24 protein-coding genes and 2 tRNA genes are annotated in these 23374 nt (G+C 70.7%); 13 read left to right on the top strand and 13 right to left on the bottom strand.

The window, feature by feature from the left end; all coding sequences use genetic code 11:
- Positions 1 to 16: 16 nt before the first annotated feature.
- Positions 17 to 1615, bottom strand: a complete 1599-nt coding sequence (locus tag ACZ5XS_RS36295; protein ID WP_468658672.1) for a metallophosphoesterase family protein — start codon at positions 1613 to 1615, stop codon at positions 17 to 19.
- Positions 1616 to 1699: 84 nt separating this feature from the next.
- On the opposite strand from ACZ5XS_RS36295, the gene ACZ5XS_RS36290 reads away from it, so the two are divergent.
- The 6 genes from ACZ5XS_RS36290 to ACZ5XS_RS36265 all read left to right on the top strand — a co-directional run bounded on the left by ACZ5XS_RS36290 (position 1700) and on the right by ACZ5XS_RS36265 (position 10164).
- Positions 1700 to 2050 (top strand): metallopeptidase family protein, encoded by a 351-nt coding sequence (locus ACZ5XS_RS36290; protein ID WP_217235999.1) that lies wholly within the window; start codon positions 1700 to 1702, stop codon positions 2048 to 2050.
- An 88-nt stretch (positions 2051 to 2138) separates the two neighbouring features.
- Entirely contained in the window at positions 2139 to 2687 is a 549-nt protein-coding gene (locus ACZ5XS_RS36285) for a hypothetical protein (protein WP_468658670.1), read from the top strand.
- Between the two features lie 219 nt (positions 2688 to 2906).
- Complete coding sequence (locus ACZ5XS_RS36280; protein WP_468658668.1) at positions 2907 to 5054, top strand: DEAD/DEAH box helicase; 2148 nt, start codon at positions 2907 to 2909, stop codon at positions 5052 to 5054.
- Positions 5055 to 5356: 302 nt separating this feature from the next.
- Positions 5357 to 8389: an FG-GAP repeat domain-containing protein gene (locus ACZ5XS_RS36275; RefSeq protein ID WP_468658666.1), complete on the top strand. Its 3033-nt coding sequence runs from the start codon at positions 5357 to 5359 to the stop codon at positions 8387 to 8389.
- 48 nt (positions 8390 to 8437) lie between these two features.
- Positions 8438 to 9982 carry an amino acid permease gene (locus tag ACZ5XS_RS36270; RefSeq protein ID WP_468658664.1) on the top strand — a complete coding sequence of 515 codons (1545 nt, stop codon included), beginning with the start codon at positions 8438 to 8440 and terminating at the stop codon, positions 9980 to 9982.
- Positions 9983 to 10091: 109 nt separating this feature from the next.
- Positions 10092 to 10164, top strand: a tRNA-Lys gene (locus tag ACZ5XS_RS36265).
- Between the two features lie 224 nt (positions 10165 to 10388).
- Here the strand turns inward: ACZ5XS_RS36265 and ACZ5XS_RS36260 are convergent.
- From ACZ5XS_RS36260 to ACZ5XS_RS36250, 3 genes are all read right to left on the bottom strand, one after another.
- Positions 10389 to 10664 (bottom strand): hypothetical protein, encoded by a 276-nt coding sequence (locus ACZ5XS_RS36260; RefSeq protein WP_468658662.1) that lies wholly within the window; start codon positions 10662 to 10664, stop codon positions 10389 to 10391.
- Positions 10665 to 10773: 109 nt separating this feature from the next.
- Positions 10774 to 11439 (bottom strand): class I SAM-dependent methyltransferase, encoded by a 666-nt coding sequence (locus ACZ5XS_RS36255; protein ID WP_468658660.1) that lies wholly within the window; start codon positions 11437 to 11439, stop codon positions 10774 to 10776.
- Positions 11440 to 11517: 78 nt separating this feature from the next.
- Positions 11518 to 11982, bottom strand: a complete 465-nt coding sequence (locus ACZ5XS_RS36250; protein WP_468658658.1) for a glycine-rich domain-containing protein — start codon at positions 11980 to 11982, stop codon at positions 11518 to 11520.
- 805 nt (positions 11983 to 12787) lie between these two features.
- On the opposite strand from ACZ5XS_RS36250, the gene ACZ5XS_RS36245 reads away from it, so the two are divergent.
- The gene (locus tag ACZ5XS_RS36245) at positions 12788 to 13552 is read left to right on the top strand and encodes an XRE family transcriptional regulator (RefSeq protein ID WP_468658656.1); all 765 of its coding nucleotides are present in this window, start codon (positions 12788 to 12790) and stop codon (positions 13550 to 13552) included.
- 3 nt (positions 13553 to 13555) lie between these two features.
- Here ACZ5XS_RS36245 and cutA read toward each other — a convergent pair whose 3' ends face one another.
- Positions 13556 to 13882, bottom strand: a complete 327-nt coding sequence (cutA, locus tag ACZ5XS_RS36240; protein ID WP_468658654.1) for a divalent-cation tolerance protein CutA — start codon at positions 13880 to 13882, stop codon at positions 13556 to 13558.
- Between the two features lie 66 nt (positions 13883 to 13948).
- On the bottom strand, positions 13949 to 14218 hold the full coding sequence (locus ACZ5XS_RS36235; RefSeq protein ID WP_468658652.1) for a GntR family transcriptional regulator: 270 nt from the start codon (positions 14216 to 14218) through the stop codon (positions 13949 to 13951).
- A gap of 181 nt (positions 14219 to 14399) precedes the next feature.
- Here ACZ5XS_RS36235 and ACZ5XS_RS36230 point away from each other — a divergent pair, with 181 nt between their 5' ends.
- The 3 genes from ACZ5XS_RS36230 to ACZ5XS_RS36220 all read left to right on the top strand — a co-directional run bounded on the left by ACZ5XS_RS36230 (position 14400) and on the right by ACZ5XS_RS36220 (position 15837).
- Positions 14400 to 14744: a hypothetical protein gene (locus ACZ5XS_RS36230; RefSeq protein ID WP_468658650.1), complete on the top strand. Its 345-nt coding sequence runs from the start codon at positions 14400 to 14402 to the stop codon at positions 14742 to 14744.
- A complete protein-coding gene (locus tag ACZ5XS_RS36225; RefSeq protein WP_468658648.1) occupies positions 14744 to 15124 on the top strand; it encodes a hypothetical protein in 381 nt (126 codons plus the stop codon). The genes ACZ5XS_RS36230 and ACZ5XS_RS36225 overlap by 1 nt, the downstream gene beginning before the upstream one ends.
- A 464-nt stretch (positions 15125 to 15588) precedes the next feature.
- A complete protein-coding gene (locus ACZ5XS_RS36220; protein WP_468658646.1) occupies positions 15589 to 15837 on the top strand; it encodes a hypothetical protein in 249 nt (82 codons plus the stop codon).
- A 93-nt stretch (positions 15838 to 15930) separates the two neighbouring features.
- Here the strand turns inward: ACZ5XS_RS36220 and ACZ5XS_RS36215 are convergent, their stop codons facing one another.
- The 5 genes from ACZ5XS_RS36215 to ACZ5XS_RS36195 all read right to left on the bottom strand — a co-directional run bounded on the left by ACZ5XS_RS36215 (position 15931) and on the right by ACZ5XS_RS36195 (position 19072).
- Positions 15931 to 16368 (bottom strand): nuclear transport factor 2 family protein, encoded by a 438-nt coding sequence (locus ACZ5XS_RS36215; protein WP_468658644.1) that lies wholly within the window; start codon positions 16366 to 16368, stop codon positions 15931 to 15933.
- Positions 16369 to 16373: 5 nt separating this feature from the next.
- Positions 16374 to 17180 carry an MBL fold metallo-hydrolase gene (locus ACZ5XS_RS36210; protein ID WP_468658642.1) on the bottom strand — a complete coding sequence of 269 codons (807 nt, stop codon included), beginning with the start codon at positions 17178 to 17180 and terminating at the stop codon, positions 16374 to 16376.
- Positions 17181 to 17260: 80 nt separating this feature from the next.
- The gene (locus ACZ5XS_RS36205) at positions 17261 to 17884 is read right to left on the bottom strand and encodes a DsbA family protein (RefSeq protein WP_468658640.1); all 624 of its coding nucleotides are present in this window, start codon (positions 17882 to 17884) and stop codon (positions 17261 to 17263) included.
- A gap of 168 nt (positions 17885 to 18052) precedes the next feature.
- Positions 18053 to 18547 carry a MarR family winged helix-turn-helix transcriptional regulator gene (locus ACZ5XS_RS36200; RefSeq protein ID WP_468658638.1) on the bottom strand — a complete coding sequence of 165 codons (495 nt, stop codon included), beginning with the start codon at positions 18545 to 18547 and terminating at the stop codon, positions 18053 to 18055.
- A 75-nt stretch (positions 18548 to 18622) separates the two neighbouring features.
- Complete coding sequence (locus tag ACZ5XS_RS36195; protein ID WP_468658637.1) at positions 18623 to 19072, bottom strand: hypothetical protein; 450 nt, start codon at positions 19070 to 19072, stop codon at positions 18623 to 18625.
- Positions 19073 to 19200: 128 nt separating this feature from the next.
- Between ACZ5XS_RS36195 and ACZ5XS_RS36190 the strand changes: the two genes are divergently transcribed.
- Positions 19201 to 20352 (top strand): sensor histidine kinase, encoded by a 1152-nt coding sequence (locus ACZ5XS_RS36190; RefSeq protein ID WP_468658635.1) that lies wholly within the window; start codon positions 19201 to 19203, stop codon positions 20350 to 20352.
- Between the two features lie 52 nt (positions 20353 to 20404).
- Here the strand turns inward: ACZ5XS_RS36190 and ACZ5XS_RS36185 are convergent, their stop codons facing one another.
- Complete coding sequence (locus tag ACZ5XS_RS36185; protein ID WP_468658633.1) at positions 20405 to 21097, bottom strand: GTP cyclohydrolase II; 693 nt, start codon at positions 21095 to 21097, stop codon at positions 20405 to 20407.
- Between the two features lie 119 nt (positions 21098 to 21216).
- Positions 21217 to 21732, bottom strand: coding sequence for a MarR family winged helix-turn-helix transcriptional regulator (locus ACZ5XS_RS36180; protein ID WP_468658631.1), 516 nt, complete (start codon positions 21730 to 21732; stop codon positions 21217 to 21219).
- A gap of 72 nt (positions 21733 to 21804) precedes the next feature.
- Between ACZ5XS_RS36180 and ACZ5XS_RS36175 the strand changes: the two genes are divergently transcribed.
- Positions 21805 to 22932, top strand: coding sequence for a dihydrofolate reductase family protein (locus ACZ5XS_RS36175; RefSeq protein WP_468658629.1), 1128 nt, complete (start codon positions 21805 to 21807; stop codon positions 22930 to 22932).
- 277 nt (positions 22933 to 23209) lie between these two features.
- Positions 23210 to 23283, top strand: a tRNA-Met gene (locus ACZ5XS_RS36170).
- Positions 23284 to 23374 lie beyond the last annotated feature (91 nt).

The following is a 23374-nucleotide window of genomic DNA, read 5'->3' as shown; positions in this document are numbered from 1 at the left end:
GGATCGCCAAAACGGATTACGGGGCGGTGGGCGTCGGGGCGGAGGAGACGGGTGAGGGGGACGGCGAGGGGGACGGCGAGGGGGAGTGGGTCGCCCCCGGCTGGTTCTCCTCCACCAGATGGCGGCTGACCTCGGCCGTCGTCAGACCCAGGCCGCCCAGTTTGATCTCGTCCCAGGCCTGGAGGCGGCGGGTGTCACGGTCCATGTAGAGGATCGACGCCTCGATGGGGTCGGGGTACTTGCCCTCGATCGCGCGCAGGCCGCTGCCGCCCGTCGAGCCTTCGATCCGCAGGCGGGTGCCGTTCTTCAGGACCTCCATCTCGTTGTGGTGGAGGTGACCGGCCAGCACCAGCGGGACCGTGCCGTCCACCCCGCGGGCCGCCGACGGCTCATGGGCGACGGCGACGTCGACGGGCGTGCCCTTGGCGGTCTGGGCGCGCAGGGCGGCGGCCAGGCGGGCGCCCGCCTGCTCCTGGGACTCCTCGGCGCCGGGCTTCTCCGAGCGGTCGGGGGTGAACTGGGGGTCGCCGATGCCCGCGAAGCGCAGGCCGTCGATCGTCACGGCCCGGCCGTCGTCCAGGACGTGCACGTTCTTCAGGCCTTCCAGGTAGCGCTGGGTGGTCCGGGAGTCGTGGTTGCCACGCACCCAGACGTACGGGGCGCCGAGGTCCTCGATCGGGTCCAGGAAGCCGTTCTCGGCGGCCGAGCCGTGGTCCATCGTGTCGCCGGAGTCGACGATCACGTCGACCTTGTACTGCTCCACCAGCGAGGAGATGATCGGCCAGCTCGCCGGGTTCAGGTGGATGTCCGAGACGTGCAGGACCCGGAGGGTGGTCGGGTCGGGCGCGTAGGCGGGGAGCGTGGAGGTGGCGTCGTACAGCTTGGTCACGTTCGTCACCAGGCGCGCCAACTCCTTCTGGTAGACGTCGAACTCGGTGACGATGTTGCGCGCGTTGCCGACCAGGGACGGGGCCGAGGAGAGCAGTCCGGAGAACTTCGGTTCCAGGACGGATTCCGGGTTCCAGGTGGCGTAGGCGGTTCCTCCGGACGCGGCCAGGAGGGTGAGGGCGAGGCCGCCTGACGCGAGGGCCCGGCGGGGGCGGCGGTAGACCGCGAGGCCGAGGGCGGTGGCGCCCGACACGACGGCCACGCAGGAGCGCAGAGCCAGGTCGCGGGTGCCGTGTTCGACGTCCTTGGTGACCTCGTCCTGGAGGCCGGAGAGGCGTTCGGGGTGGTCGACCAGGGCCTGGGAGCGGACCGGGTCCAGCTGGTCGACGTTGACGTCCAGCCGGACGGGCGCGTGATGGCTGTCGAGTTCCAGGGCGCCGAGCGGCGAGACGTTGATCTTCGTGCCGCCGGTGAGCGACGGGCGCAGGGTCATCGTCGTGTTCATGGGCCCGACCGGGGTCCGTACGTTGCCGACGATCAGCAGCCCGAGCCAGGCGCCGAGGACCACCACGGCGACGAGGCCGAGGGCGCGGACCCAGGGGTGCGGCTGGCGGACGAGTTCGAAGGACGGGTGGGGCCGGCGGGTGCGGTAGTGGCGGGCGAGGGCACGCGGGGTCCTGCGTAGGGGGTTCACGATGTTCCGGACGGCGACGGGGACGCGGGCCATTGGTCCCGTATGCCCACCTGATCACGTGGATATGCGATGTGCCCACGACTCTCATACGGCTGCCGCGTACCGGACAATGGGCCTGTGCTGGAGATGACGCGCGAGGAGTTCGAGGAACTGGTCGCCGAGGCGCTGGACCGGATTCCGCCGGAGTTGACGCGGCTGATGGACAACGTCGCGGTGTTCGTCGAGGACGAGCCGCCGAAGGACGATCCCGAGCTGCTCGGACTGTACGAGGGGACTCCGCTGACCGACCGGGGCGAGTGGTACGCGGGAGTGCTGCCCGACCGGATCACCATCTACCGGGGGCCGACGCTGCGGATGTGCGGGTCGCGGGAGGAGGTCGTCGAGGAGACCGAGGTGACGGTGGTGCATGAGATCGCTCACCACTTCGGGATCGACGACGCCCGGCTGCACGCGCTCGGGTACGGGTGAGGGCCGCCGGCGCGGGTCGCGTGTCCTCTTGTGGGCGGCGGGAGTTGGGCAGGTTGACTCCTTCACCCTCCCCCGGAGGTGGCTGCCCGTGCGCCCCTTGTACGTACCCGTCCGTCTGGCCGCCACGGTCATGGCCGTCGCCGCTGCCGCCGGCTGCCTGAGCGTCGGCGACGACGGCGGCGGGGGGAGCGCCAAGCCCTCGCACTCCGCCGGCCAGCGGGGTGGTGAGGAACCCGACGGCGGGGCGGCGGTGTCGGGCGGCGCCGCCGGGATCGGCGCGGCGGCCGAGGACGGCAAGCACGGACGCGGCAAGGGGAAGAAGGGCAAGGGGAAGTCGGCTTCGCCGTCCGCGTCGGCGTCGGCGGAGGCGAGCGCGAATGCCTCGGCGGGCGCCAAACCGGGGAAGGGCAAGCCGGGGAAGGGCAAGCCGGACAAGCCGGGCGTGCCGGAGCCGACCGTGGCCGAGCCGACACCCACGCGCACGGTCGAGCCGCAGCCGCAGCCGTCGCCGTCCCCGCCGCCCCCGTCTCCGCCGCCCTCGCCGACGGCCGCCGAGCCGTCGTCCTCGGCGCACGAGCCCCCGGGGCCGCAACTGGGCGAGCGGGAGCCGGCACCGGAAGCGGGGACTCCGGCTTAGACCCGTCTGACCTGCGGTGATGGGCTCGGTTTGCCTTCAAGGGGGGTCGGTGCGTATGGTAATAGATCGTTTGACCCCATTGCCCGGCGCCGACACAGAGCGCGCCGTGTGGCGCGTACTCTCTCCCTTGCCGTGGCGGACCGCATAGAGGCGGTCGTATAGCGAAACACGGAGTTGACGGGCGCGTGCCGACGAGACTCCGGAAGGTTTCGCATACGCATGTCCATTTCCAGTACTGATCACGTCGTCGTGCCCGAGAACGAGGGCACTGTCGTGCCCGAGACCGTGGGCACCGAGGACGCACCCGAGGTCACCTTCGCGAGCCTCGGTCTCCCCGAGGGCGTCGTGCGCAAGCTCGCCCAGAACGGCGTGACCTCCCCCTTCCCGATCCAGGCCGCGACCATCCCGGACGCCCTGGCCGGCAAGGACATCCTCGGCCGTGGCCGCACCGGCTCCGGCAAGACCCTCTCCTTCGGTCTGCCGATGCTCGCGACGCTGTCCGGCGGTCACACCGAGAAGAAGAAGCCCCGCGGCATCATCCTCACGCCGACCCGCGAGCTCGCGATGCAGGTCGCGGACGCGCTCCAGCCGTACGGCGACGTCCTCGGCCTGAAGATGAAGGTCGTCTGCGGCGGTACGTCGATGAGCAACCAGATCTACGCCCTGGAGCGCGGCGTCGACGTCCTCGTCGCCACCCCGGGCCGTCTGCGCGACATCATCAGCCGCGGCGCCTGCTCGCTGGAGAACGTCCAGGTCGCCGTCCTCGACGAGGCCGACCAGATGTCCGACCTGGGCTTCCTGCCCGAGGTCACCGAGCTGCTCGACCAGATCCCGGGCGGCGGCCAGCGCATGCTGTTCTCGGCCACGATGGAGAACGAGATCTCCACGCTGGTCAAGCGCTACCTGACCAACCCGGTGACGCACGAGGTCGACAGCGCCCAGGGCAACGTCACGACCATGTCGCACCACATCCTCATCGTGAAGCCCAAGGACAAGGCGCCGGTCACCGCCGCGATCGCCTCCCGCAAGGGCCGCACGATCATCTTCGTCCGCACCCAGCTGGGCGCCGACCGCATCGCCGAGCAGCTCTGCGACTCCGGCGTGAAGGCCGACGCGCTGCACGGCGGTATGACGCAGGGCGCCCGTACCCGGGTGCTCGAGGACTTCAAGAAGGGCTACGTCAACGCCCTCGTCGCCACCGACGTCGCCGCCCGCGGCATCCACGTCGACGGCATCGACCTGGTCCTGAACGTGGACCCGGCCGGCGACCACAAGGACTACCTGCACCGCGCCGGCCGCACGGCCCGCGCCGGCCGCACCGGCACCGTGGTCTCGCTGTCCCTGCCGCACCAGCGCCGCCAGATCTTCCGGCTGATGGAGGACGCGGGCGTCGACGCCGGCCGTCACATCATCAACTCCGGTACGGCCTTCGAGCCCGAGGTCGCCGAGATCACCGGCGCCCGTTCGATGACCGAGGTCCAGGCCGAGTCGGCGGGCAACGCCGCGCAGCAGGCCGAGCGTGAGGTCGCCCAGCTCACCAAGGAGCTGGAGCGGGCGCAGCGCCGCGCGACGGAGCTGCGCGAGGAGGCCGACCGTCTGGTGGCCCGGGTCGCCCGCGAGCAGGGCGAGGACCCCGAGGCGGCGGTTGCCCAGGCGCAGGCCGCGGCGGCCGAGGTCTCCGTTCCCGAGCAGCCCGCGGCGCAGGACGTCGACAAGGCGGACCGGGACGACCGTGGCGGCCGCTCGTACGAGCGTCGCGACAACGACCGTGGCGGCTTCCGTCGTGACGACAACCGTGGTGGCGGTCGTTCCTTCGAGCGTCGTGACGACAACCGTGGTGGCGGTCGTTCCTTCGAGCGTCGCGATGACAACCGTGGTGGCGGTCGTTCCTTCGAGCGTCGTGACGACAACCGTGGCGGTGGTCGTTCCTTCGAGCGTCGTGACGACAACCGTGGCGGTGGTCGTTCCTTCGAGCGTCGTGACGACAACCGTGGCGGTGGCCGTTCCTTCGAGCGTCGCGATGACAACCGTGGTGGCGGTCGTTCCTTCGAGCGTCGTGACGACAACCGTGGCGGCGGCGGTTCCTTCGAGCGCCGTGACAACGACCGTGGCGGCTTCCGCCGCGACGACCGTCCGGCCCGTCCCTTCGAGCGTCGTGACGAGCGCGGTGGGCACCGGGGCAGCGACCGTCCGTTCAACCGTGACCGCCAGGGTGACCGCCCCGGCTTTCGCTCCTCCGGCCACGACCGCCCCTCCGGCCGTCGTGACGACCACCGCGGCAGCGGACCCGGCACCACCGGCACCGGCACGGGCACCGGCACCTTCGGTCGCCGTGACGACAAGCCGCGCTGGAAGCGCAACGGCTGAGTCCGCCCCTGAGCAGTGAGCAGTAGCGCCGTGGCGCCCGGAATTCCGGGCGCCACGGCGTTTTCGTGCGTCGAGGGCGGTCGGCAGAAAACGCTCTCCGCCCAGCTGTGAAGAGACTGTAAGATCAGCCGACTTCTGAGAGGGATGCGACGGCCGGGGGCCGGGGGGCATCTGATGCAACGCGCTCCCTCTCGTTTTGCTTTCCGGGGAGGACCACCTTGGCTCGTCATGTCTTAGTGCGCCGGTCGAAAGCGAGACGCGCGGCCGTCGCCGCAGCCGCGTCTGCCGCACTCGCGGCCGGTTTGAGTCCGCTGCTGCCGTCGGCGTCGGCGGCGGAGGTGCCGCAGGAGACGGTGGTGCCGGCCGCGCTGCGGAGCACGAATCTGGTGGCCTCGCTCCACGCCGCGGACAACCTCGCAGGTACGGACGGGGCGGGCACCGAGGGCGTCTTCTACCGGCAGGAGGACAGCTCCCGCTACCTGTGGACGCGGTACGCCGACGGCAAGGCCTTCGAAGCGCCGGTGGCGACGAGCTCGGTGGCCGTCTCCGGCACGGGCAGCGACGTCCTCGCGTACCGCCACTCCGGCGGCCGTATCGACCTGTGGAACGCCGTGGACGGTACGACCCGTACCGTCCAACTGCCCGCCGGCCAGGGTCTGCTGGCCGTGTACGGCACGACGGTCGTCACCCACCAGGCCGTCACCGGCGCGGACGGGACGACCAAGCGGGTCGTCCACCTGCTGACCGTCGGCGCGGACGGGTCCGTCGTCGACAAGGAGGTCGGCGGGCTGCCCGCGGGTATGACGCTCTCGCATCCACGCGGCGCGGACGCCTCGGGCCTGTTCTTCAACGCGATGCTGGACGGCACGCCGCGCATGGTGGCCCTGGACCGTACGACCGCCCAGGTCGTGAGCTGGACCCGGCCGCTGCCCGCCAACACCTACGCCTACGTCGAGCTCTCGCCCGACCACGTCGCCGTCTACAGCCGGACGCGCGGCACCAAGGTGCTGGTGGTGCCCCGCTCCGACCTGTCGGCCGCCCCCGTCGAGGTGACCCCGACGGGAAGCAGCACCGCCAACTACCTGGCGCTGGTGGGCGACTGGCTGGTCCAGCGCCTCAGCAACGACCAGGTGACGGCGCAGCCCCTCGCGGGCGGCCCCGCGGTGACCCTGCTCACCTCGACACGCCTCGGCCTGTCCACCGTGTCGAACGGCACCGCCCTCGCCGTCGGCCGTACCGCCGCCGACGACTGGGGCATCCAGCGCATCCACGCCGATCCGGCCGGCAAGCCGGTCGTCACGCAGGTCAAGGCCCTGCCGAAGCCGCCGGCCCCGATCCAGGGCCTCTCCCTGGAGCAGGGCCGTCTGGTCGTCACCGACACCAGCGGCAGCACCCAGCGCAACGACTACGTGCGGACCGTCGCCGCCACCGGCACGCCCGAGTTCGGCGAGCGCTCCGAGTTCACGCCCCGGCTCGTCTCCGACGTGGTGGTCGGCACCTGCCCGGCGAACGACGTCGCCTGCTCCCAGGTCTTCGGCACCGCGGACGGCCGTATCGCCTGGCTGGAGCACACCAACTCCGACACAGAGGACCTGATCCGGGTCAACGGGCCGACCGAGGCGCGGCTCTGGGAACGGGCCGTGCCGGCCGGCGGTCGTATCACCGACGTGTCCGGGCGGTACGTCCTCTACACGGACACCGACAAGCAGTACGTCTACAAGGTCGGCGACTACGGCACCCCGTCCGTCACCCGCACCCCGGGCGCCGCCGCCCTGTCCGGCGACGTCTTGTGGACGACGGGCACGACCGCCGGCAGCGTCACCGCGTACAGCCTCACCGCCAAGAGGACCACCGAGACCCTCACCACCGACGCGGGGTGCACGCCCGCCGAACTCCAGGCGCTGGGCCGCTATCTGTACTGGGCCTGCGACGGCAAGGCCGGCGTCTTCGACCGTACGGCGAAGAAGTCCGTGCCCGTGCCGACCGGTGAGGCCAAGCTCGGCGACGGGTACGTCGTCACGCACGACAAGCAGGACGGGAAGCTGACGCTGACGACGGTCGCGGACGGCACGCCCGCGAACCGCGTGATCGGCGATCTGCCGGACACGGGCGTCTCGCAGCGTGACGTGCGCTGGACGGTCGACGAGGCGGGCGCGAACGCGGCCTACGTCGACGGCCAAGGGCGCGTGCATCTCGTACCGTCCGGGGTGCAGCAGCAGCCGCTGCGGCTGCTCGCGCCGGCCGTGAACGCGTCGTCCGTCAAGGCGCGCGCGTTCGACACCACGCCGGACACCCTGACCACCCTGCTGCTGTCGAAGCCGTCCTCCGGCTGGGACGTCAGGGTGCGCAACCGTGCGACCGGCAAGGTCTACGGCGACCGCGTGGACGGCACGGCCGCGCGGGGTGAGCTGAACGTCGGCTGGAGCGGTCTCGACCCCCAGGGGACCGGGGACGCGTACCTGCCGAACGGCTCCTACGACTGGACCGTCACCGTCACCCCGGCGGACGGCGTCGGCGCCCCGCTGACGGTGACCGGTACGGTCCGGCTGGTGAAGGGCGAGGCGGTCCGTCGCGACCACGTGGGCGACGACGGCTTCGGCGAGCTCCTCACCCTCAACTCCTCCGGCGCGCTGACCTTCCAGCAGGGCACGGGCAAGGGCACGTTCTCCGGGAAGGTGAGCGGCGGCGGCTGGGCGACCTCGGTGAGGCCGGTGCCCTTCGGGGACCTGAGCGGGGACCGCTGCAACGACGTGCTCGTACGGCTGAGCAGTGGCGCCCTGCGGCTGTACAAGCCGGGCTGCGGTGCCGCGCTGAAGCCGACGACGTCGTACACGACCCTCTCGGCCGGCGGCTGGAACCAGTACGACCTGCTCACCGCGCCCGGTGACGTGAGCGGCGACGGCCGTCCGGACCTGGTCGCGCGCAACGCGTCGACCGGCACGGTGTACCTGTACAAGGGCACGAGCGCGGGCAAGCTGTCGGCGCGGGTGAAGCTCTACGACAACTGGAAGACGTACAAGAAGGTCGTCGGGGCCGGTGACCTGAACGGTGACGGGGTGGGTGACCTGCTCGCCCAGGACAAGGCGAACAACCTGTACCGGTACCTCGGGAAGGTCAACGGCACGTTCGGCGCCCGCGTGAAGGTGTTCTCCAACTGGGGTGGTACCTACAACGCGGTCGTCGGCGTCGGGGACATCACCGGGGACGGCAGGAGCGACCTGGTGGTGCGGGACTCGGCGGGCAATCTGTACCGCAACGCGGGTGACGGCAAGGGGTCGTTCGGGGCCCGGGTGAAGATCACGAGCGGCTGGCAGGGCTACAAGGGCCTTTTCTAGCCAAGTTGTGACGTGTGTCACGCCCCCGGCAGGGGAATTGCTGGGGGCATGACAGATGACGCCAGAGCGAGCGGGCATACGGATCTCACGGACGAGGAACGGCTGGCCCAGCTCGGTTACACGCAGGTTCTCGCCCGCCGCATGTCGGCGTTCTCCAACTACGCGGTCTCCTTCACCATCATCTCGGTCCTCTCGGGCTGCCTGACGCTGTATCTGTTCGGCATGAACACGGGCGGCCCGGCCGTGATCATGTGGGGCTGGGTGGCCGTAGGCCTGATGACCCTCTTCGTCGGCCTGTCGATGGCCGAGATCTGTTCGGCGTACCCCACGTCGGCAGGCCTCTACTTCTGGGCGCACCGCCTGGCCCCGTCCCGCACCGCGGCCGCCTGGGCCTGGTTCACGGGCTGGTTCAACGTGCTCGGCCAGGTCGCGGTCACCGCGGGCATCGACTTCGGGGCGGCGTCCTTCCTCGGCGCCTACCTGAACCTCCAGTTCGACTTCGAGGTGACAGCGGGCCGCACGGTCCTGCTCTTCGCGGGCATCCTGGTGCTGCACGGCCTGCTGAACACCTTCGGCGTCCGGATCGTCGGTCTGCTGAACAGCGTCAGCGTCTGGTGGCACGTGCTGGGCGTGGCGGTGATCGTCGGCGCGCTGACCTTCGTGCCCGACCAGCACCAGTCCGCGTCCTTCGTGTTCGGCGAGTTCGTCAACAACACGGGCTGGGGCAGCGGGGTGTACGTCGTCCTCCTGGGCCTGCTGATGGCCCAGTACACCTTCACCGGCTACGACGCCTCGGCCCACATGACGGAGGAGACCCGGGACGCGTCGACGGCGGGCCCCAAGGGGATCGTCCGCTCGATCTGGACGTCGTGGATAGCGGGTTTCGTCCTGCTGCTCGGCTTCACCTTCGCGATCCAGTCGTACGACGGTGCCCTCGGGTCGGCGACGGGCGCGCCGCCGGCCCAGATCCTGCTGGACGCGCTGGGCGCGACGGCCGGCAAGATGCTCCTGCTGGTCGTGATCGGGGCGCAGTTGTTCTGCGGGATGGCGTCGGTGACGGCCAACAGCCGCATGATCTACGCCTTTTCGCGCGACGGCGCCCTGCCGTACTCGCGCGTGTGGCACACGGTCAACCCGCGCACGCGCACGCCCGTGGCGGCGGTCTGGCTGGCGGCGGGCAGCGCGCTGGTCCTGGGCCTTCCGTACCTGATCAACGTGACCGCGTACGCGGCGGTGACGTCGATCGCCGTGATCGGCCTGTACATCGCGTACGTCATCCCGACCCTGCTGCGGCTGCGGAAGGGGGAGGCCTTCGAACGCGGGCCGTGGCATCTGGGCCGCTGGTCGCGGATCGTGGGCGTGGTGTCGGTGGTGTGGGTCGGCGTGATCACGGTCCTGTTCATGCTGCCCCAGGTCTCCCCCGTCACCTGGGAGACCTTCAACTACGCCCCCCTCGCCGTCCTGGCCGTCCTCGGCTTCGCCTCGACGTGGTGGCTGGCCTCGGCCCGGCACTGGTTCCTCAACCCCGCACACGAGCGGACCCGCGCCCGTGAGGCGGCTCGCGCGAACGCCCCCGAACCGGTCGATCCCTGACACTCCGGACCCGCCCCGGCCCGTCGTTCCCATCCGGCACGGCCGTGTCCCCGATACCTGATCGGCGACACGGCCACCTCCGGCTATGCTCGGGGTGGCAACATCGCCTGGGCCCTTAGCTCAATTGGCAGAGCAGTGGACTTTTAATCCATTGGTTGTGGGTTCGAGTCCCACAGGGCCTACGAGGAAGCCCCAGTTCAGAGCGCATCTGATCTGGGGCTTCGGTGTGTTTCGGGGGCTTGGACATCGTTGGCTCGCCCGATGCTCGCCCGAAGTGCAGACGATCATGGCGAGTAGCCCCGGTGCCCGCCCCGTCCTGGGAAGCCGGCGTGGATGGGACCGACCTGTGTCCGGCAACCCCAACATGCGCCTGTGACGCCACTGCCAACGGTCACAGAGCGTTACATCAGTGGTGAGGTTGCTTGACATCGTCATGAAGGAACGGGATAGGAGCCCCGCCAGGCCCGACCCACATCAACCCCAGGGCCTGATCCTTCTTCAGGGCCCGCTTGGCCAAGAGCGCGACCAGCCCTGCATACGCTGCGAGGGCTTTACTGACCGTCGGTTCCGGAATCGCGGCCGCAATGATGGCAGCAGCTGACGCGACGTCTGCCGCGTCTTCGGTCTCTTGCTTGGTGAAGTAGATCTTCTTCTTGAACCAGCCGAACTCATAACGAGCCATTGATACCCCCAGGGACAGCTCTTCCCGTGCACGGCGGCGTTTACGCGCCACGACATGGAGCGGCCCCGGCCGGCGAGGGGGGGCACCCACCAGGGCGGTTGGAGGGCCGTCAGGCGCGGGCCTGGACGATCAGCGTGCCGACTGTGCGCGGGCCGGGCGGCGCGGCCAGGACCTGCGTGCGTACATCCGTGTAGCCGTATTGGCTTAGCAGCTGCTCCCACACCTTCGGCTCGTAGTCCCAGCGCTTCACGACGAGCGGGTCCTCGTCGGTGCCGCGCGGAATGTATGAGGCCTGGCAGCCGTAGCAGCCCTCTACGGGCGGCCCTTGCGAGAACACCAGCGTGCCGCCCGGTCGCAGGCGCTCACGCACGGCCGGCAGCAAGACGGCCGGATCCGTGAACCACACCGCCCCGTACACCGAGCACACCGCGTCGAAGTGAGCGGCGCCGTGCAAGTAGGAGACGGCGTCCCCGCGCACCAGGTCGAGCCCTGGCATACCGCCCCACCGCTCCTCGGCCGCACGCAGTTGCGCCGCCGACACGTCGATGCCGACCGCCTCCATGCCGAGCCGCGCCAGGTGCGCGGCGTTTCCGCCCTTGCCGCAGCCGAGATCCAGCACGCGGCCACCGGCCGGCAGGCCGAGGAGTTCCGCCCCGGGGCCGTGGTCGGGGTACTGAGTCCAGTTGAACCAGGTCGTCTCACCGCGGGCGTTCGTCGGCTTCCGCTCGGGCCGCTGACGCGCGTAGGTGTCCCAGGCGATCGCCGTGTCTGTCACTGCCTGCTCCGCTCGTAGGGCCAACCGCCCGGCTGTGACACCGGACGGCTGGAGTGTCTTACATGGGGTGCCGGTGTGTCAGCCGCTCTTGGGACTGTCGTGGCATCCAGCGTGGCACTGGTTGCAGTCGGCGGCCGAGTACCAGAGTTCGGCGTCGACCGTGTACCCGGCGTCCTGGATCGCGCTCATGGTCCGCTCACGGGCCGCCGCCGCGCCGCCCGGCATCTGCTCGTCCTCGTCGGCGGGGACGTGGTGGACGAACCGGCCGAGGACCTTCTGGCAGAAGGCGGCGTAGTCGACGGTGTGCAGGATGAACGCGTGCCAGCCGTAGTCGACCAGCTCGCTGGGGACGAGGGAGTGGCCGGGCTGCCGGCCGGACGCGGCGATGAACGCGGCGGCCTGGCCGACGATGCGGCGGGCGGTCTCCTCGTTGATCTCCGGGTGGTCTCCGGTGACACGATGGACGAGCCGGCTCATCAGCTCGGGGTGGACCAGGGTGGCCGGGTCGGTGGTGCCCACGGGACGTTCCAATGCGATGGTCACGTCTACCTCCTGTTGTGGACGGACGCCCCCAAGTCGGGGCGTTGGAACCCGCCGCCCCCACTGGCTCACGGGGTGCAGGGGGGCGGCGGGGGTCATGGCCGGCGGCTCGCCGCCGAGTTCTCGTGGTGGTTGTCGGCTACGCCCCGGGAGGCCACCACCTCTCCGGGGTCTTCAACGCGTCAACGGTGCGGCGCCGCAGGACAGACCGCTTCCCGCCCGTGGGTATCCCCATGATGGGTAGGCTCGTTGGTGAGCCCGTGCGACACGGTTGCCATCCGCAGGTGGGGAACCTGATGACCGGATACGAACCTCTGACGGCACTTCCGCGCGCCCTTCTCAAGCGCACGGACATGACAGCGGCTATCGCCGCCCACGACTTCGGCACCGTCTTCGCGCTGGCCCGCAGTGAGGCGGGCATCAGCTACTCCAAGATTGCAGCCGAGTGCGACATCAAACCGGAGCGGGTGGGTGCCCTGGCACGCGGACAGGGCAATATCACGACCTTCGAAAAGATCACGCGGATCGCCGACGCTCTGCGCATCCCCGGGCACATGCTGGGCCTCGCCCCGCGTACCTGGGAGGCGCCGGATGAGGAGGGAGACGAGTTGCAGCGCAGGGAGTTCTTCAAGGCGTCCGCCGGGGCAGGGCTGGCCGCGAGCCTGCCCGACCTCACCCGAGCAGCCGAATCGGAAGAGACTTCCCCAAGTGTCTGCGGGAACGCACTGCGCGGCTGCGCCACCTGGACGACATCCTTGGCGGCGGCGACACGTACCGCGTCTACGTCAGTGAGTACCAGGCCACCAAGGTGCTTATCCGCGACGCCAGGTACACCGAGGAGACCGGCCGCGGCCTGTTGTCCGTGCTCGCCGAACAGGCACAGCAAGCCGGTTGGGCAGCGTTCGACGCGGGGAGGCATGCAGACGCCGCCGCCCTGTATGAGGACAGTCACCGGGCGGCTGTGGACGCGGGGGATCCAGCGCTTGCGGGCAACGCACTCGCCTTCCTCGCCTACCAGACTGTCAGCGGCGACCGGCACGCCGGGTTGGAGATCGCCGCACGCTCTGTCTCCGAAGCGGGTCCGGACGCGCCGCCGGGTGTGCGTGCGCTGCTGAACGAGCGGCTGGCGTGGGCGTGTGCCGTTGCCGGGATGGCCGCCGAGACGGAGCGGGCCCTGGCGGCCGCCGAGGCCGCCCTTGCTGAGGTCAACGGCTCTCCGCAGCCTGATTGGGTGGCCTGGGTAGACCGCAACGAGCTACAGATCATGACGGGGCGGTGCTGGACGGAGCTGCGTCGCCCGCTGCGCGCGGTGCCCGTCCTGGAGGCGGCGCTTGCCCAGTACGACGACGCTCACGCGCGCGACAAGAGCCTGTACCTGTCCTGGCTGGCCACCTCATACCTCCACGCTGGCGAAGTCGAGCAGGCCTCCGCAACCACGGGGCGTGCGCTCGACCTGTCCGCCGGTGTCGCCTCGGTGCGGCCACGCGAGCGTTTCGCCCCTGTCCTGCGGATGCTCGCCGAGCACCGCTCGCTGCCGCAGGTCGCGGAGGCCCTGGAGAAGGCCATGGACTGACCTCTACTCGGAGGGTTCCGTGTTCGCGGCGATCCACCGCAGGCACGCCTCCGACCCCTCCAGGATCGGTACCGCGGCGATCTCCGGACTCTGCCACGGATGATGCCTGAGCAGGTGTGCTTCCAACGCGGCGTACCGTGCCCGGCTGGTCTTCAGCAGCACCTGCCACTCCTCGCCGGTACCGAACTCGCCGTTGTGCCAGAAGGCGGAAATCACCGGACCCACGATTTGGGCCCCAGCCGCGAGCCGCCCGCTCACTACCGATCGCGCTAGTTCCAGTGCCTGTTCTCGCGTCTCAGTCGCCGTAGAAACCTGCACGAAGGTAGTCATGCGGGCGAGCGTATCCGGACCATGGGCATGACGAAACGCCCTCTGGCCGGGGCGGCTCGCCGGGCTTCAGGTGTTCGGCTCGCTGTCGCCGGGTGCGTCGCCGGTCGGCTGCGGCATTCCGATGACGTACGTCCCCTTCGCGGGCAGCGTGGCGACGAGCCCTCGCTTCCGGAGCTCGACGATGGCCCGACGCACGGTGCCGATGCTCACGCGGTGCAGCTCTGTCATGGCTCGCTCGCCCGGCAGCGCGGCCCCCTGTGGCAACTTGCCGGACCCGATCTCCGCCGCGATGGCGTCGGCGAGTTTCACGTACTCGTAGCGCGGAAGCTTACTCATCCTTCCACGGTGCCGCAGCCCAGCGCACATCGCAGGGGCAGAACGCGTTCCACCGCGTTGGGACGCGGAGAGACGCAAAGGGGTGCAGGGGGACGCAGTTGCCGGTATGGTCGAAATGACAGACCCCGGCGAGGTGGCTAGACCTCCCGGGGCACGGCCAACGCTTACCAGGAGCGTCGACATGCACGACCTTATCCGCCGCACTCTTGAATGGCTGCGCCTCCTCTTCGCCCCGGGGACAGGGAAACGGCGGCGCCCTCACCGCCACTCCTACCCCCGCCTCCATCTCACCGTCGTACGGCGCCCCTCCTCCCCCCATCCCACGCAGTTGCCCCGCCACCGCTCCCCGTACGGCCTCGTCACGCCCCTCGACGGGTCCGACTCCGCCCTCGTACGCCCCTACCTCACCGCCCACGAACGGGAAGCCGTCCTCCAGCAACACCGCCGCCTCGCCCTCGTCCTCGCCGCCGACTTCGGGATCGACCTCGATCAGCACCTGATCGGTGCGCAGGAGGTGGCCGCCTGATGGAAGACCTCACCGAGCACTCCACCGACCACCCGACGACCTCGCCGTCCCCCCGTCTGCTGCCCTGGCCGTCCCCTGACGGCAAGCCCTGCTATCTGGTGACGGACAGCGGCGGCGGATACCTGTCCCGCCTCGCGGACGACCTGGAGGACACGCAACTGGCCATGGGCGCCGATGGTCTCGGCCTCGCCCGCCACGTTCTGGACGACCCCATGTCGCCGTACAGCGAGGTCCGCTACACCGGCCTTCGCCTCGCCGAGTGCCTGACCGACGCCCTGCGCGTCGCCGAGTCCCGGGGGCTGCGCCTACCAGTACCGGACGTCGAGGAACCCGTGCATGATCGGCCCGTGCGGAGTCGGAGGGCCGGGCTATGGTCATGACCGTCCACGCAGCCGAACCGACACCGGTCGTTCCCCCCATGCCCGAGCGGACACCGAAGGCGCTGCGTGAAGCGATCGCTCGGTACGCCCCCCACTCCTGCCCGACTTCGACGAGCACTGGAAACGGGCCATCGCCGACACCTACGACATCAGCCCGCTGCCCGCGTTCCTGGCCCGCTGGTGGGGCGAGTATGCGATCGCCCGCGACCCTGAGCTCGATGCTCATGTGACCGATCTCCAACACCGCGCGGCAGAGGCCACCGATTACGCCGAGGCCAAGGCACTTCTCGACGAGGTGTCGAGGATTCGGCACAGCGCGCGGGAGTTGGCGCCCGGCCAGTGACCGATGAGCTCATGGGGCCGCCTTGGCAGATGGACTGGCGACTCGTGCCCTCGCCGACCGCGGCGCCCCGAGGATCCGCAGATCGTGGTGATAGAAGTCTTCTGGCAATGAGGAGGCGGTCGTGGCGACAGCAGACGAAAAACCCGTGGAGATCGACAAGAGGGACGTCCCTCTTTCCGGTGGCCGAACCCTTCGCGTGACGGAGTTCAGCAACGGCAGCATCCGACTGGCGGTGAAGACCGGCTCTCCCTACGTGATCACCAGTCTTGAACAGATCGACGGCGAGGCTGTCCTGAAGATCTCGCCTGGCCGCGAAGGGTCCAATGCCCACAAGAACTGGGTACGCGACCACGGTGCTACCGACGGGTGATGTTGCGGGCGGCCATTGAGTTGGCACCCAACACTGCGGCGCCCGAGCCGACGTCGGTCGGGTCGGGCGCCGCGGGGTTTGTGAGGGGGGCGATCAGCCGACGTCGGTCATCGCCTCGCGTACCAGGGCCGTGTCGACGAACTGTTCGAAGCGGACGATGCGGCCGCCGCGTACGACGAAGTGGTGGGCCACGCGGACGTTGATGTTCTTGCCGGTGGACTTGTTGGTGGCGGTGTAGCGGGCCAGGACGACGACGTTCTCGCCGTCGACGACGTAGGTGTCGTCATGGGCGGTCCAGTTGTCCCACGCCTTGGCGAGCTGTTCCATCACGTTGGCGGTGACGCCGTCGGGGGTGCGGTAGGTGCCGGCGAGGGGGAAGCCCGCCATCTCGGTCCACTCCACGTCGGGGGCGAGGGTGGCGCGGAGGGCTTCGAGGTCGCCGGCGGCCGAGGCGAGGTACTGGCGGCGGACCACGTCGGCCGGGGCGGCGGAGGTCGCGAAGTCGGTGGCGTTCCTGTCGGTGGGTGTCATGGCCGTCAGCCCCACTTCATTTCGCCCTTGGCGACCTTGGCGCCGATCTGGGCGGCGATCAGCATGCCGTTGTCGGGGTAGCGCTTGACGAGGGCGGCGGTCAGCGCCGAGCCGTCCTCCGCGGTCGCGAACTCCTCTTCGAAGGCGAGCAGGTAGTCGCGGGTGGCGGTGATGGCGGAGGCGTCGGCGGCCGTGCCGGGCAGGCGGTGGCCGGGGACGACCAGTCGCGGGTCGAGGGCGGACATCTCGTCCAGCAGCTGGATCCAGGCGGAACGGTCCTCGGGGGCGGCCGTGTCGGCGACCCAGACGTGCTCCTTCTGGAACAGCAGCACGCCGCCGAGGATCGCGCGCTGCTCGGCCTGCCACAGGTAGTGGCGGTCGGGCAGCGCGGCCGGGCCGCCCTTCAGCTCGAAGCGGTGGCCCTCCAGGGTGAGGTCACCGGTCAGCGGGGTGATGTCGACCAGACGCGTGGGCAGGTTCGGCCCGAGGGCCTCCCAGGCCTTGAGCTTGCCCTCGTAGGAGTGCTGGATGTGCTCGATGACCTGCGGGGTGGCGACGAAGGCGGCGTCGGGGAAGGCGTCGGCGAGGACTTCCGCGCCGAAGTAGTAGTCCGGGTCGCCGTGGCTGAGGAAGACGGTGGTCAGCTGCTTGCCGGAGTCCAGGACGGCGGCGGCCAGGCGATGGCCGTCGGCCCGGGTGAAGCCGGCGTCGACCAGCAGTGCCTCGCGCTCGCCGGTGACGAGGGTGGCGGTCTTGTTCTTGCTGCCGGCGGGGAAGTCGAGGTCGAGGACGGTGAATTCGAGCGTGCTCATGGGGCGCTCCGTGTTTCGCGGGGGATGTGGGGGACGGGTGGAGGAGGACAGGGGACGGGGACGGGGGGTGGGGGAGAGCGTCAGGGGGCGTCTGTGCGCAGGGGCGTCAGGCGCCGGTCGATCTCGTCCGCGGTGGCGTGGCCGCGGGCCAGGACGGTGACGCGGTCGCCGTCGACGGCGAGGAGGGTGGGGAAGCCGGTGACGCCGAGCGCGGCGGCGCGGCGGAAGTCCGCCCTGGCCGCGGCCCGCGTCTCGGGTGCCTCGAACGCGGCGACCACGGCGTCGGCGTCGAGCCCGGACGCCTCGGCCAGCTGTCGGTAGGTGGCCGGGTACGACAGGCTGCGCCCGTCGACGTAGAAGGCACGCTGCAGGGCCGTGGCCAGTTCCACCGCCTGGTCGGGGGCGGCTTCGCGCAGGGCGGCGACGCCGCGTGCGGCGGCCTCGGAGTCCATCACGAAGGACCCTTCGGCCAGCAGGCGCTGGTAGCCCGCACCGAACTCGGCCCCGGTCAGCTCGGCGATCTGGTCGTTCGCGCCCCGCACGTAGCCGAACGCGCTCATCGGGACCCGGCGCTCCCCGGTGAAGAGGCCGCCCGAGACCACCTCGACCGGCAGCTCCGGGTGACGGGAGACGGTCTCGCGCAGGGTGTCCGAGAAACCGTGCGACCAGCCGCAATAGGCGTCGAAAACGTAGACGAGCTGCATCGGAGACCTCGACAGACAGGGTGTGGCGCCCGCCCAACGCGAGCGATTCATCTGACAAAACAATATCTGCTGTGTCAGATATTTCCGAAGGCGGAGGCCATGGTGTGTGACGGGTGCCACAGCCGTGGCGCCGGTGTCATTGGATCAGGCGTCGCGCCCGGCCGCAGCTCAGGGCAGCCGGGGCAGCATGTCCCGCGCCGAGTGGCTCAGGATGCGCAGATCCTCCGCGAACCGCTCCCGGTCCGCCTCGGGCAGCGGCTCCAGGAAGTACCGCTTGATGTTCTCCACGTGCACCTGGGAGGCCCCCACCACGGTCTCCTCCCCCAGGACGGTCAGCCGCACCAGCCGCCCGCGCCGGTCGCCGGGATCCTCGACCCGTTCCACCAGCCCCGCCGCCTCCATACGGTCCACCAGCCGCGTGGCCCCGCCCGTGGTCAGCACCTGCTCCTGGGCGATGGCCCGCATCGACAGACCCGGCTCGGCCGCCCGCCCCAGGATCAGCAGCACCTCGTACACCAGATGGCTGATCCCGCACTCCACCTCAAGGGCGCGCCCCAGGATGTACTCCAGCCGGTTGGCCGCCCCCTGCAACCGTCCGAAAGCCAGGACCAGCTCGTGCTGCGCGGCCTCCTTCGCCGTCGAAATCCCCGCGTGTTCACTCACGGTCCCAGCACCCCTCACGTCGTCCCCGGCAGGCCATGCCCCGATCATGCCGTGGCCGCGGACGCGGTGGCACGGTCAGACCTCGCAGAAGCCGAGGCCCTTGAGGGCGTCGTTGATCTGCCTGCCCTGGGTCTCGGTGGTCGTGACGTCCTCGTACGTGAAGCGCTGCGAGGCCGACCGGTCGAGTCGCCGGGCGCCTGCGTTGACCGCGCCGCACTGGTCGCGGGCGGCGTCCACGGCCTTGTCCTCGTACTTCACGATCCGAGGGTTGGCCGCGGCGAGCGCCCTGAGCAACCGGACACGGGCCGCCCCGATCGGCTCGGGCGGGATGCCGGCCGCATCAGTGGTCGCGGGGCTCGTCGGCTTCGGCGTGGTCGCTTTGGTTGCCGTGTTACGTGTGTTCGGTGTGTTCGGTGCCGGGTTCGTCGCCTTGTCGTCGTTGTCGGCTGACGTGCACGCGGTGAGCGCGAGCAGCGCGGTGGCGCCGACCGCGCGGAGTGCGGCGGCGGTGATGCGGGTGTTCATGGTCCCCCAGGGCCGTGATGTGCCGGGGGTCATCATGCCTTCCGCGGGCCCGTGGTGTGGCCCGCTCCACCCCGGTCCGGGTGCCTGCTCGCCCGCCCCGTCCCGGCCCGGTCATCTAGCGTGACCGCATGGGGAAAACGGTCCAGCGGGCCGCGTGGGCCACCCTGCATCTGGTCGTGGCCGCGGCGATGGCGTTCGGCGTGTGGATCTTCATCACCGTGCTGCTGATCACCGCCGTCGGCACGCTCGCGGTGGTCGGCGCCTGGATGCTGCCCGAGACGGTGCTGCTGATCCGGCGGATCGCCGGCGCCAAGCGGGGACTGACCACCGCCTGGACGGGGCAGCGGATCCCCGAGGCGTACCAGAGCATGACCGGGACGCTGCGCGAGCGGCTGCGGATCGCCGTACGCGACCCCGGTACGCACACCGACCTGCGCTGGATGACCGCCTACTACTTCTACGGCGCCCTCGTCTTCCTCGCGCTGCCGCTGTGGCCCGTCGGACTCGTCGTCGACGGCGTGTGGTGCGGACTGCTGCGGCGGCCTGCGGTCGTGCTGCCGTTGATCGTCCGGCTCGCGGACACCGAGGCCGGCCTGTCGGCCGTCGTGCTCATGCCGTCCCCGAAGGCGCAGCTCGCCGCGCGCGTGGAGGAGCTGAAGGAGACCCGGGCCGACGCGATCGCCGCGCACGGCGCCGAACTGCGCCGCATCGAGCGGGACCTGCACGACGGCACGCAGGCGCGGCTCGTCGCCCTGTCGATGCGGATCGGGCTCGCCAAGCGGGCCTACGACCGTGATCCCGACGCCGCCCGCAAACTGCTGGACGACGCCCAGGGCCAGGCCGAAGCGGCACTCGCCGAGCTGCGGCACGTCGTACGCGGCATCCACCCGCCGATCCTCACCGACCGCGGCCTGGTCGGCGCCGTGCGGGCGCTGGCCGCGAGCAGCCCTCTGGCCGTGTCCGTGGACGACGGCGGCCTGGAGGAGGGCGTGCGCGCGCCCGCGGCCGTGGAGGCCGCCGCCTACTTCGTCGTCGCCGAGTCGCTGACCAACGCCGCCAAGTACAGCGGCTCGCCCCGGGCCGAGGTCCGTCTCGCCCGTACCCGGCGCGGTCTGACCGTGCGCGTACGCGACGAGGGCCCGGGCGGCGCCGACGAGTTCGCCGGCTCGGGGCTGCTCGGCATGCGCCGGCGGGTCGCGGCGCTCGACGGGACGTTCGAGGTCACCAGCCCCGTCGGAGGACCGACTGCGATCGAGGTGGAGCTGCCGTGCGTGTGGTGACCGCCCAGGGCGAGCGTGCGCTCCGTCCGAAGCGGTGCAGCCCGCCACACCGTCAGCCCGCGTGCAGTCCCGTCAGCTCTCCCAGCGGCAGCGTGTGCTGCGTCTGGAGCACCTTCGCGCGCAGGTACCGGACGTTGTGCGCGGTCTGGAAGACGCCGGTCGGAACGCGGTCGCGGACGTCGATACCGAGCTCGCGCAACTGCCCTGCCTTGTCCGGGTTGTTGGAGAGCAGGTCGAGGCCGCTGATCCCGAGGGCCTGGAGCATCTGGGCCGCCGCCGTGTAGTCGCGGGCGTCCTCGGGCAGACCCAGCGCGGTGTTGGCGGCGTACGTGTCGAGGCCCTGGTCCTGGAGGGCGTACGCGTCGAGCTTGTTGTAGAGGCCGATGCCGCGGCCCTCCTGGCGGAGGTAGAGCAGGACGCCGCCGCGGTCGGCGATGCGCTCGACCGCCTCGCGCAGTTGCGGTCCGCAGTCGCAGCGGGCCGAGCCGAAGACGTCGCCGGTCAGGCACTCGGAGTGCAGGCGGACGAGGGGGGTGGCGGGGGTGAGGGGGGCGGTGGTGAGGGGGGCAGAGGTGGTGCCGGGGGTGGTCGCCGTTGCCGGGTCGCCGAGGATGATCGCCACGTGCTCCTGGCCGTCCACCAGGCCGTGGAAGGTGACCAGTTCGGCGTCGACGCCGTAGCCGTCGTGGAAGCGCAGCGGTACGCGGACGCGGGAGCGGAGGGTGGCGGCGGGGAAGTCGGGCATGCGGGTTCTCCCGGGTCCGGGGATCAGAGGCGCAGCATCTGCTTCAGATTTGAATCAGATCCACGATCACGGACCCTACAGCATGCTTTAAATTTGAAGCAATCAGTTTGTGGTGCGGCTCACGAACAGGAGGGCGAGGAGCGCCGGCGCCACGGGACGTCGTCCGGCGCGGACCTGGAACCGTCGTCCTGCAAACCCTGCGCGATCCCGGTGCAGATCTCCTCGAGCTGGTCCACCTGCTCCTCGGTGAGCCGGTCGAAGAGGGAGGCGCGGACCGTCTCGACGTGACCCGGCGCGGTCTGCTCCAGCACCGCCATGCCCTCGTCGGTCAGGACCGCCACGCTTCCGCGCTTGTCCCAGCGGCAGTCCTCGCGCCGCAGCAGCCCGTCCTTCTCCAGGCGGGTCACCGCGTACGTCAGCCGGCTGCGGGTGATCTTCAGCCGCTCGGCGAGATCGGTCATGCGCAGCCGGCGCTCGGGCACCTCGGAGAGGTACGCCAGGATGGTGTAGTAGAGGTGCGGCATGCCGGCCTCCTGCTGGAGCTGCCGGTCGATCGCGTCCTCCAGGAGTTGCGTCGCGGCGATGTACGCGCGCCAGGCGCGCTGCTCCTTCGGCGTGAGCCAGCGAGTCGTCATGCCCCCAGTGTAGGTTTGCTTCAAACTTGAACCAAGAGTGCCGTGCCGCCGCCTTCGAGAGGGACCGCGCCGATGCCCCACCCGTACGTCCTCCTCTCCGCCGCCGTCTCCCTCGACGGCTACCTGGACGACACCGGCCCCGACCGCCTGCTGCTCTCCGGCCCGGCCGACTTCGACCGGGTCGACGAGGTGCGCGCGTCCGTCGACGCGATCCTGGTCGGGGCGGGGACCATCCGAGCCGACAATCCGCGGCTGCTGGTCAACTCGGCGGAGCGGCGGGCCGCGCGGGTCGCCGCGGGCAAGCCGGAGTATCCGCTGAAGGTCACGGTCAGCGGGTCGGGGGACCTTGATCCGGCCGCGAACTTCTGGCACACGGGCGGCGAGAAGATCGTCTACACGACGGAGAAGGGCGCCGCACGGGCCCGTGCGGTGGGGCCGGCGGCGGATGTCGTGCCGCTCGGTGCCGAACTCGACTGGCCGCGGTTGCTCGAGCACCTCTACGAGGTGCGTGGCGTGCGGCGTCTCATGGTCGAGGGTGGCGGGCAGATCCACACCCAGCTGCTGCGGCAGGGGCTCGCCGACGAACTCCAGCTCGTGCTGGCCCCCCTGTTCGTGGGTGATCCGGACGCGCCTCGTCTGTTCGGGCCCGGCCCCTACCAGGGCGGACGCCTCCGGCTGGTCGAGACCCGGCCGGTGGGCGACGTGGTGCTGATGCGCTACGAGCCGACGGCACCGGGTGGGCGGTTCCCCTCCGCCGCCGACCATCACTGGCTGGCTCTCGCCTGCGAACTGGCGGCCGCGTGTCCGCCCTCGCGTACGGCGTTCAGCGTGGGGGCGGTGGTGGTGGCGGCCGACGGGACCGAGCTGGCGCGCGGCCACTCCCGGGAGGGGGACGACCCTGTCGTCCACGCGGAGGAGGCGGCGCTGGCGAAGATCGCGCCGGGTGATCCCCGGCTGACGGCCGCGACGGTGTACAGCAGCCTGGAGCCGTGTGCGCGGCGGGCGTCGCGGCCGGCGCCGTGTGCGCGGTTGATCCTCGAGGCGGGGGTGCGGCGGGTGGTGACCGCTTGGCGGGAGCCGGACACGTTTGTCGCGGAGGCCGACGGGAGCGGGGTGCTGGCGGCCGAGGGTGTGGAGGTGGTGGTGCTTCCCGAGTTCGAGGGGCGGGCCCAGGCGCCGAATCTGCATCTGCTCGGCTGATGCCGCGACCAGGAGGGCTGCAGGTGCGCTGTGCGCCTTGTGGTCAGGGGGGTCGGGGCCGTGTCGGGGGGTGTCCGTCCTCGGAACGGCGCGGAATCGGTTGGCCATCGAGGTGCCGGTGTTGACGCGCCAACCGCTGCGGGCGGACACCCCCAGACACGGCCCCTTGCCGCCGTACGCGGCTGCGGGAGCGTCCTCCCGCAGGTGGGCGGGGCGGGGTGGCTGGAGCCCGATGCGACTTCTGCCCTCCGGATGGCGTACAGTGGAGACACAACGACGCGGGGTGGAGCAGCTCGGTAGCTCGCTGGGCTCATAACCCAGAGGTCGCAGGTTCAAATCCTGTCCCCGCTACTGAAGGCCGAGGGCCGGAATCCAGAAATGGGTTCCGGCCCTCGGTGTTTGCGTGGGTTGCGTGGGAGTTTCGTTGTTGCGAGCGGTGACC

This window comes from Streptomyces sp. NPDC033131 (assembly GCF_055578365.1).
The sequence above is the reverse complement of the archived record's forward strand: the minus strand, read 5'-3'. Positions and strand labels throughout refer to the sequence as shown.

Excerpts from the sequence above, each read along its gene's own strand:
- ACZ5XS_RS36205 (WP_468658640.1), bottom strand. The coding sequence starts at position 17,884 with ATGCAGCTCGTCTACGTTTTCGACGCCTATTGCGGCTGGTCGCACGGT.
- ACZ5XS_RS36295 (WP_468658672.1), bottom strand. The coding sequence starts at position 1,615 with ATGGCCCGCGTCCCCGTCGCCGTCCGGAACATCGTGAACCCCCTACGC.
- ACZ5XS_RS36280 (WP_468658668.1), top strand. The coding sequence starts at position 2,907 with ATGTCCATTTCCAGTACTGATCACGTCGTCGTGCCCGAGAACGAGGGC.
- ACZ5XS_RS36190 (WP_468658635.1), top strand. The coding sequence starts at position 19,201 with ATGGGGAAAACGGTCCAGCGGGCCGCGTGGGCCACCCTGCATCTGGTC.
- ACZ5XS_RS36215 (WP_468658644.1), bottom strand. The coding sequence starts at position 16,368 with ATGACACCCACCGACAGGAACGCCACCGACTTCGCGACCTCCGCCGCC.
- ACZ5XS_RS36225 (WP_468658648.1), top strand. The coding sequence starts at position 14,744 with ATGGAAGACCTCACCGAGCACTCCACCGACCACCCGACGACCTCGCCG.
- ACZ5XS_RS36195 (WP_468658637.1), bottom strand. The coding sequence starts at position 19,072 with ATGAACACCCGCATCACCGCCGCCGCACTCCGCGCGGTCGGCGCCACC.
- ACZ5XS_RS36235 (WP_468658652.1), bottom strand. The coding sequence starts at position 14,218 with ATGAGTAAGCTTCCGCGCTACGAGTACGTGAAACTCGCCGACGCCATC.
- ACZ5XS_RS36230 (WP_468658650.1), top strand. The coding sequence starts at position 14,400 with ATGCACGACCTTATCCGCCGCACTCTTGAATGGCTGCGCCTCCTCTTC.
- ACZ5XS_RS36185 (WP_468658633.1), bottom strand. The coding sequence starts at position 21,097 with ATGCCCGACTTCCCCGCCGCCACCCTCCGCTCCCGCGTCCGCGTACCG.
- ACZ5XS_RS36260 (WP_468658662.1), bottom strand. The coding sequence starts at position 10,664 with ATGGCTCGTTATGAGTTCGGCTGGTTCAAGAAGAAGATCTACTTCACC.
- cutA (WP_468658654.1), bottom strand. The coding sequence starts at position 13,882 with ATGACTACCTTCGTGCAGGTTTCTACGGCGACTGAGACGCGAGAACAG.
- ACZ5XS_RS36175 (WP_468658629.1), top strand. The coding sequence starts at position 21,805 with ATGCCCCACCCGTACGTCCTCCTCTCCGCCGCCGTCTCCCTCGACGGC.
- ACZ5XS_RS36270 (WP_468658664.1), top strand. The coding sequence starts at position 8,438 with ATGACAGATGACGCCAGAGCGAGCGGGCATACGGATCTCACGGACGAG.
- ACZ5XS_RS36210 (WP_468658642.1), bottom strand. The coding sequence starts at position 17,180 with ATGAGCACGCTCGAATTCACCGTCCTCGACCTCGACTTCCCCGCCGGC.
- ACZ5XS_RS36180 (WP_468658631.1), bottom strand. The coding sequence starts at position 21,732 with ATGACGACTCGCTGGCTCACGCCGAAGGAGCAGCGCGCCTGGCGCGCG.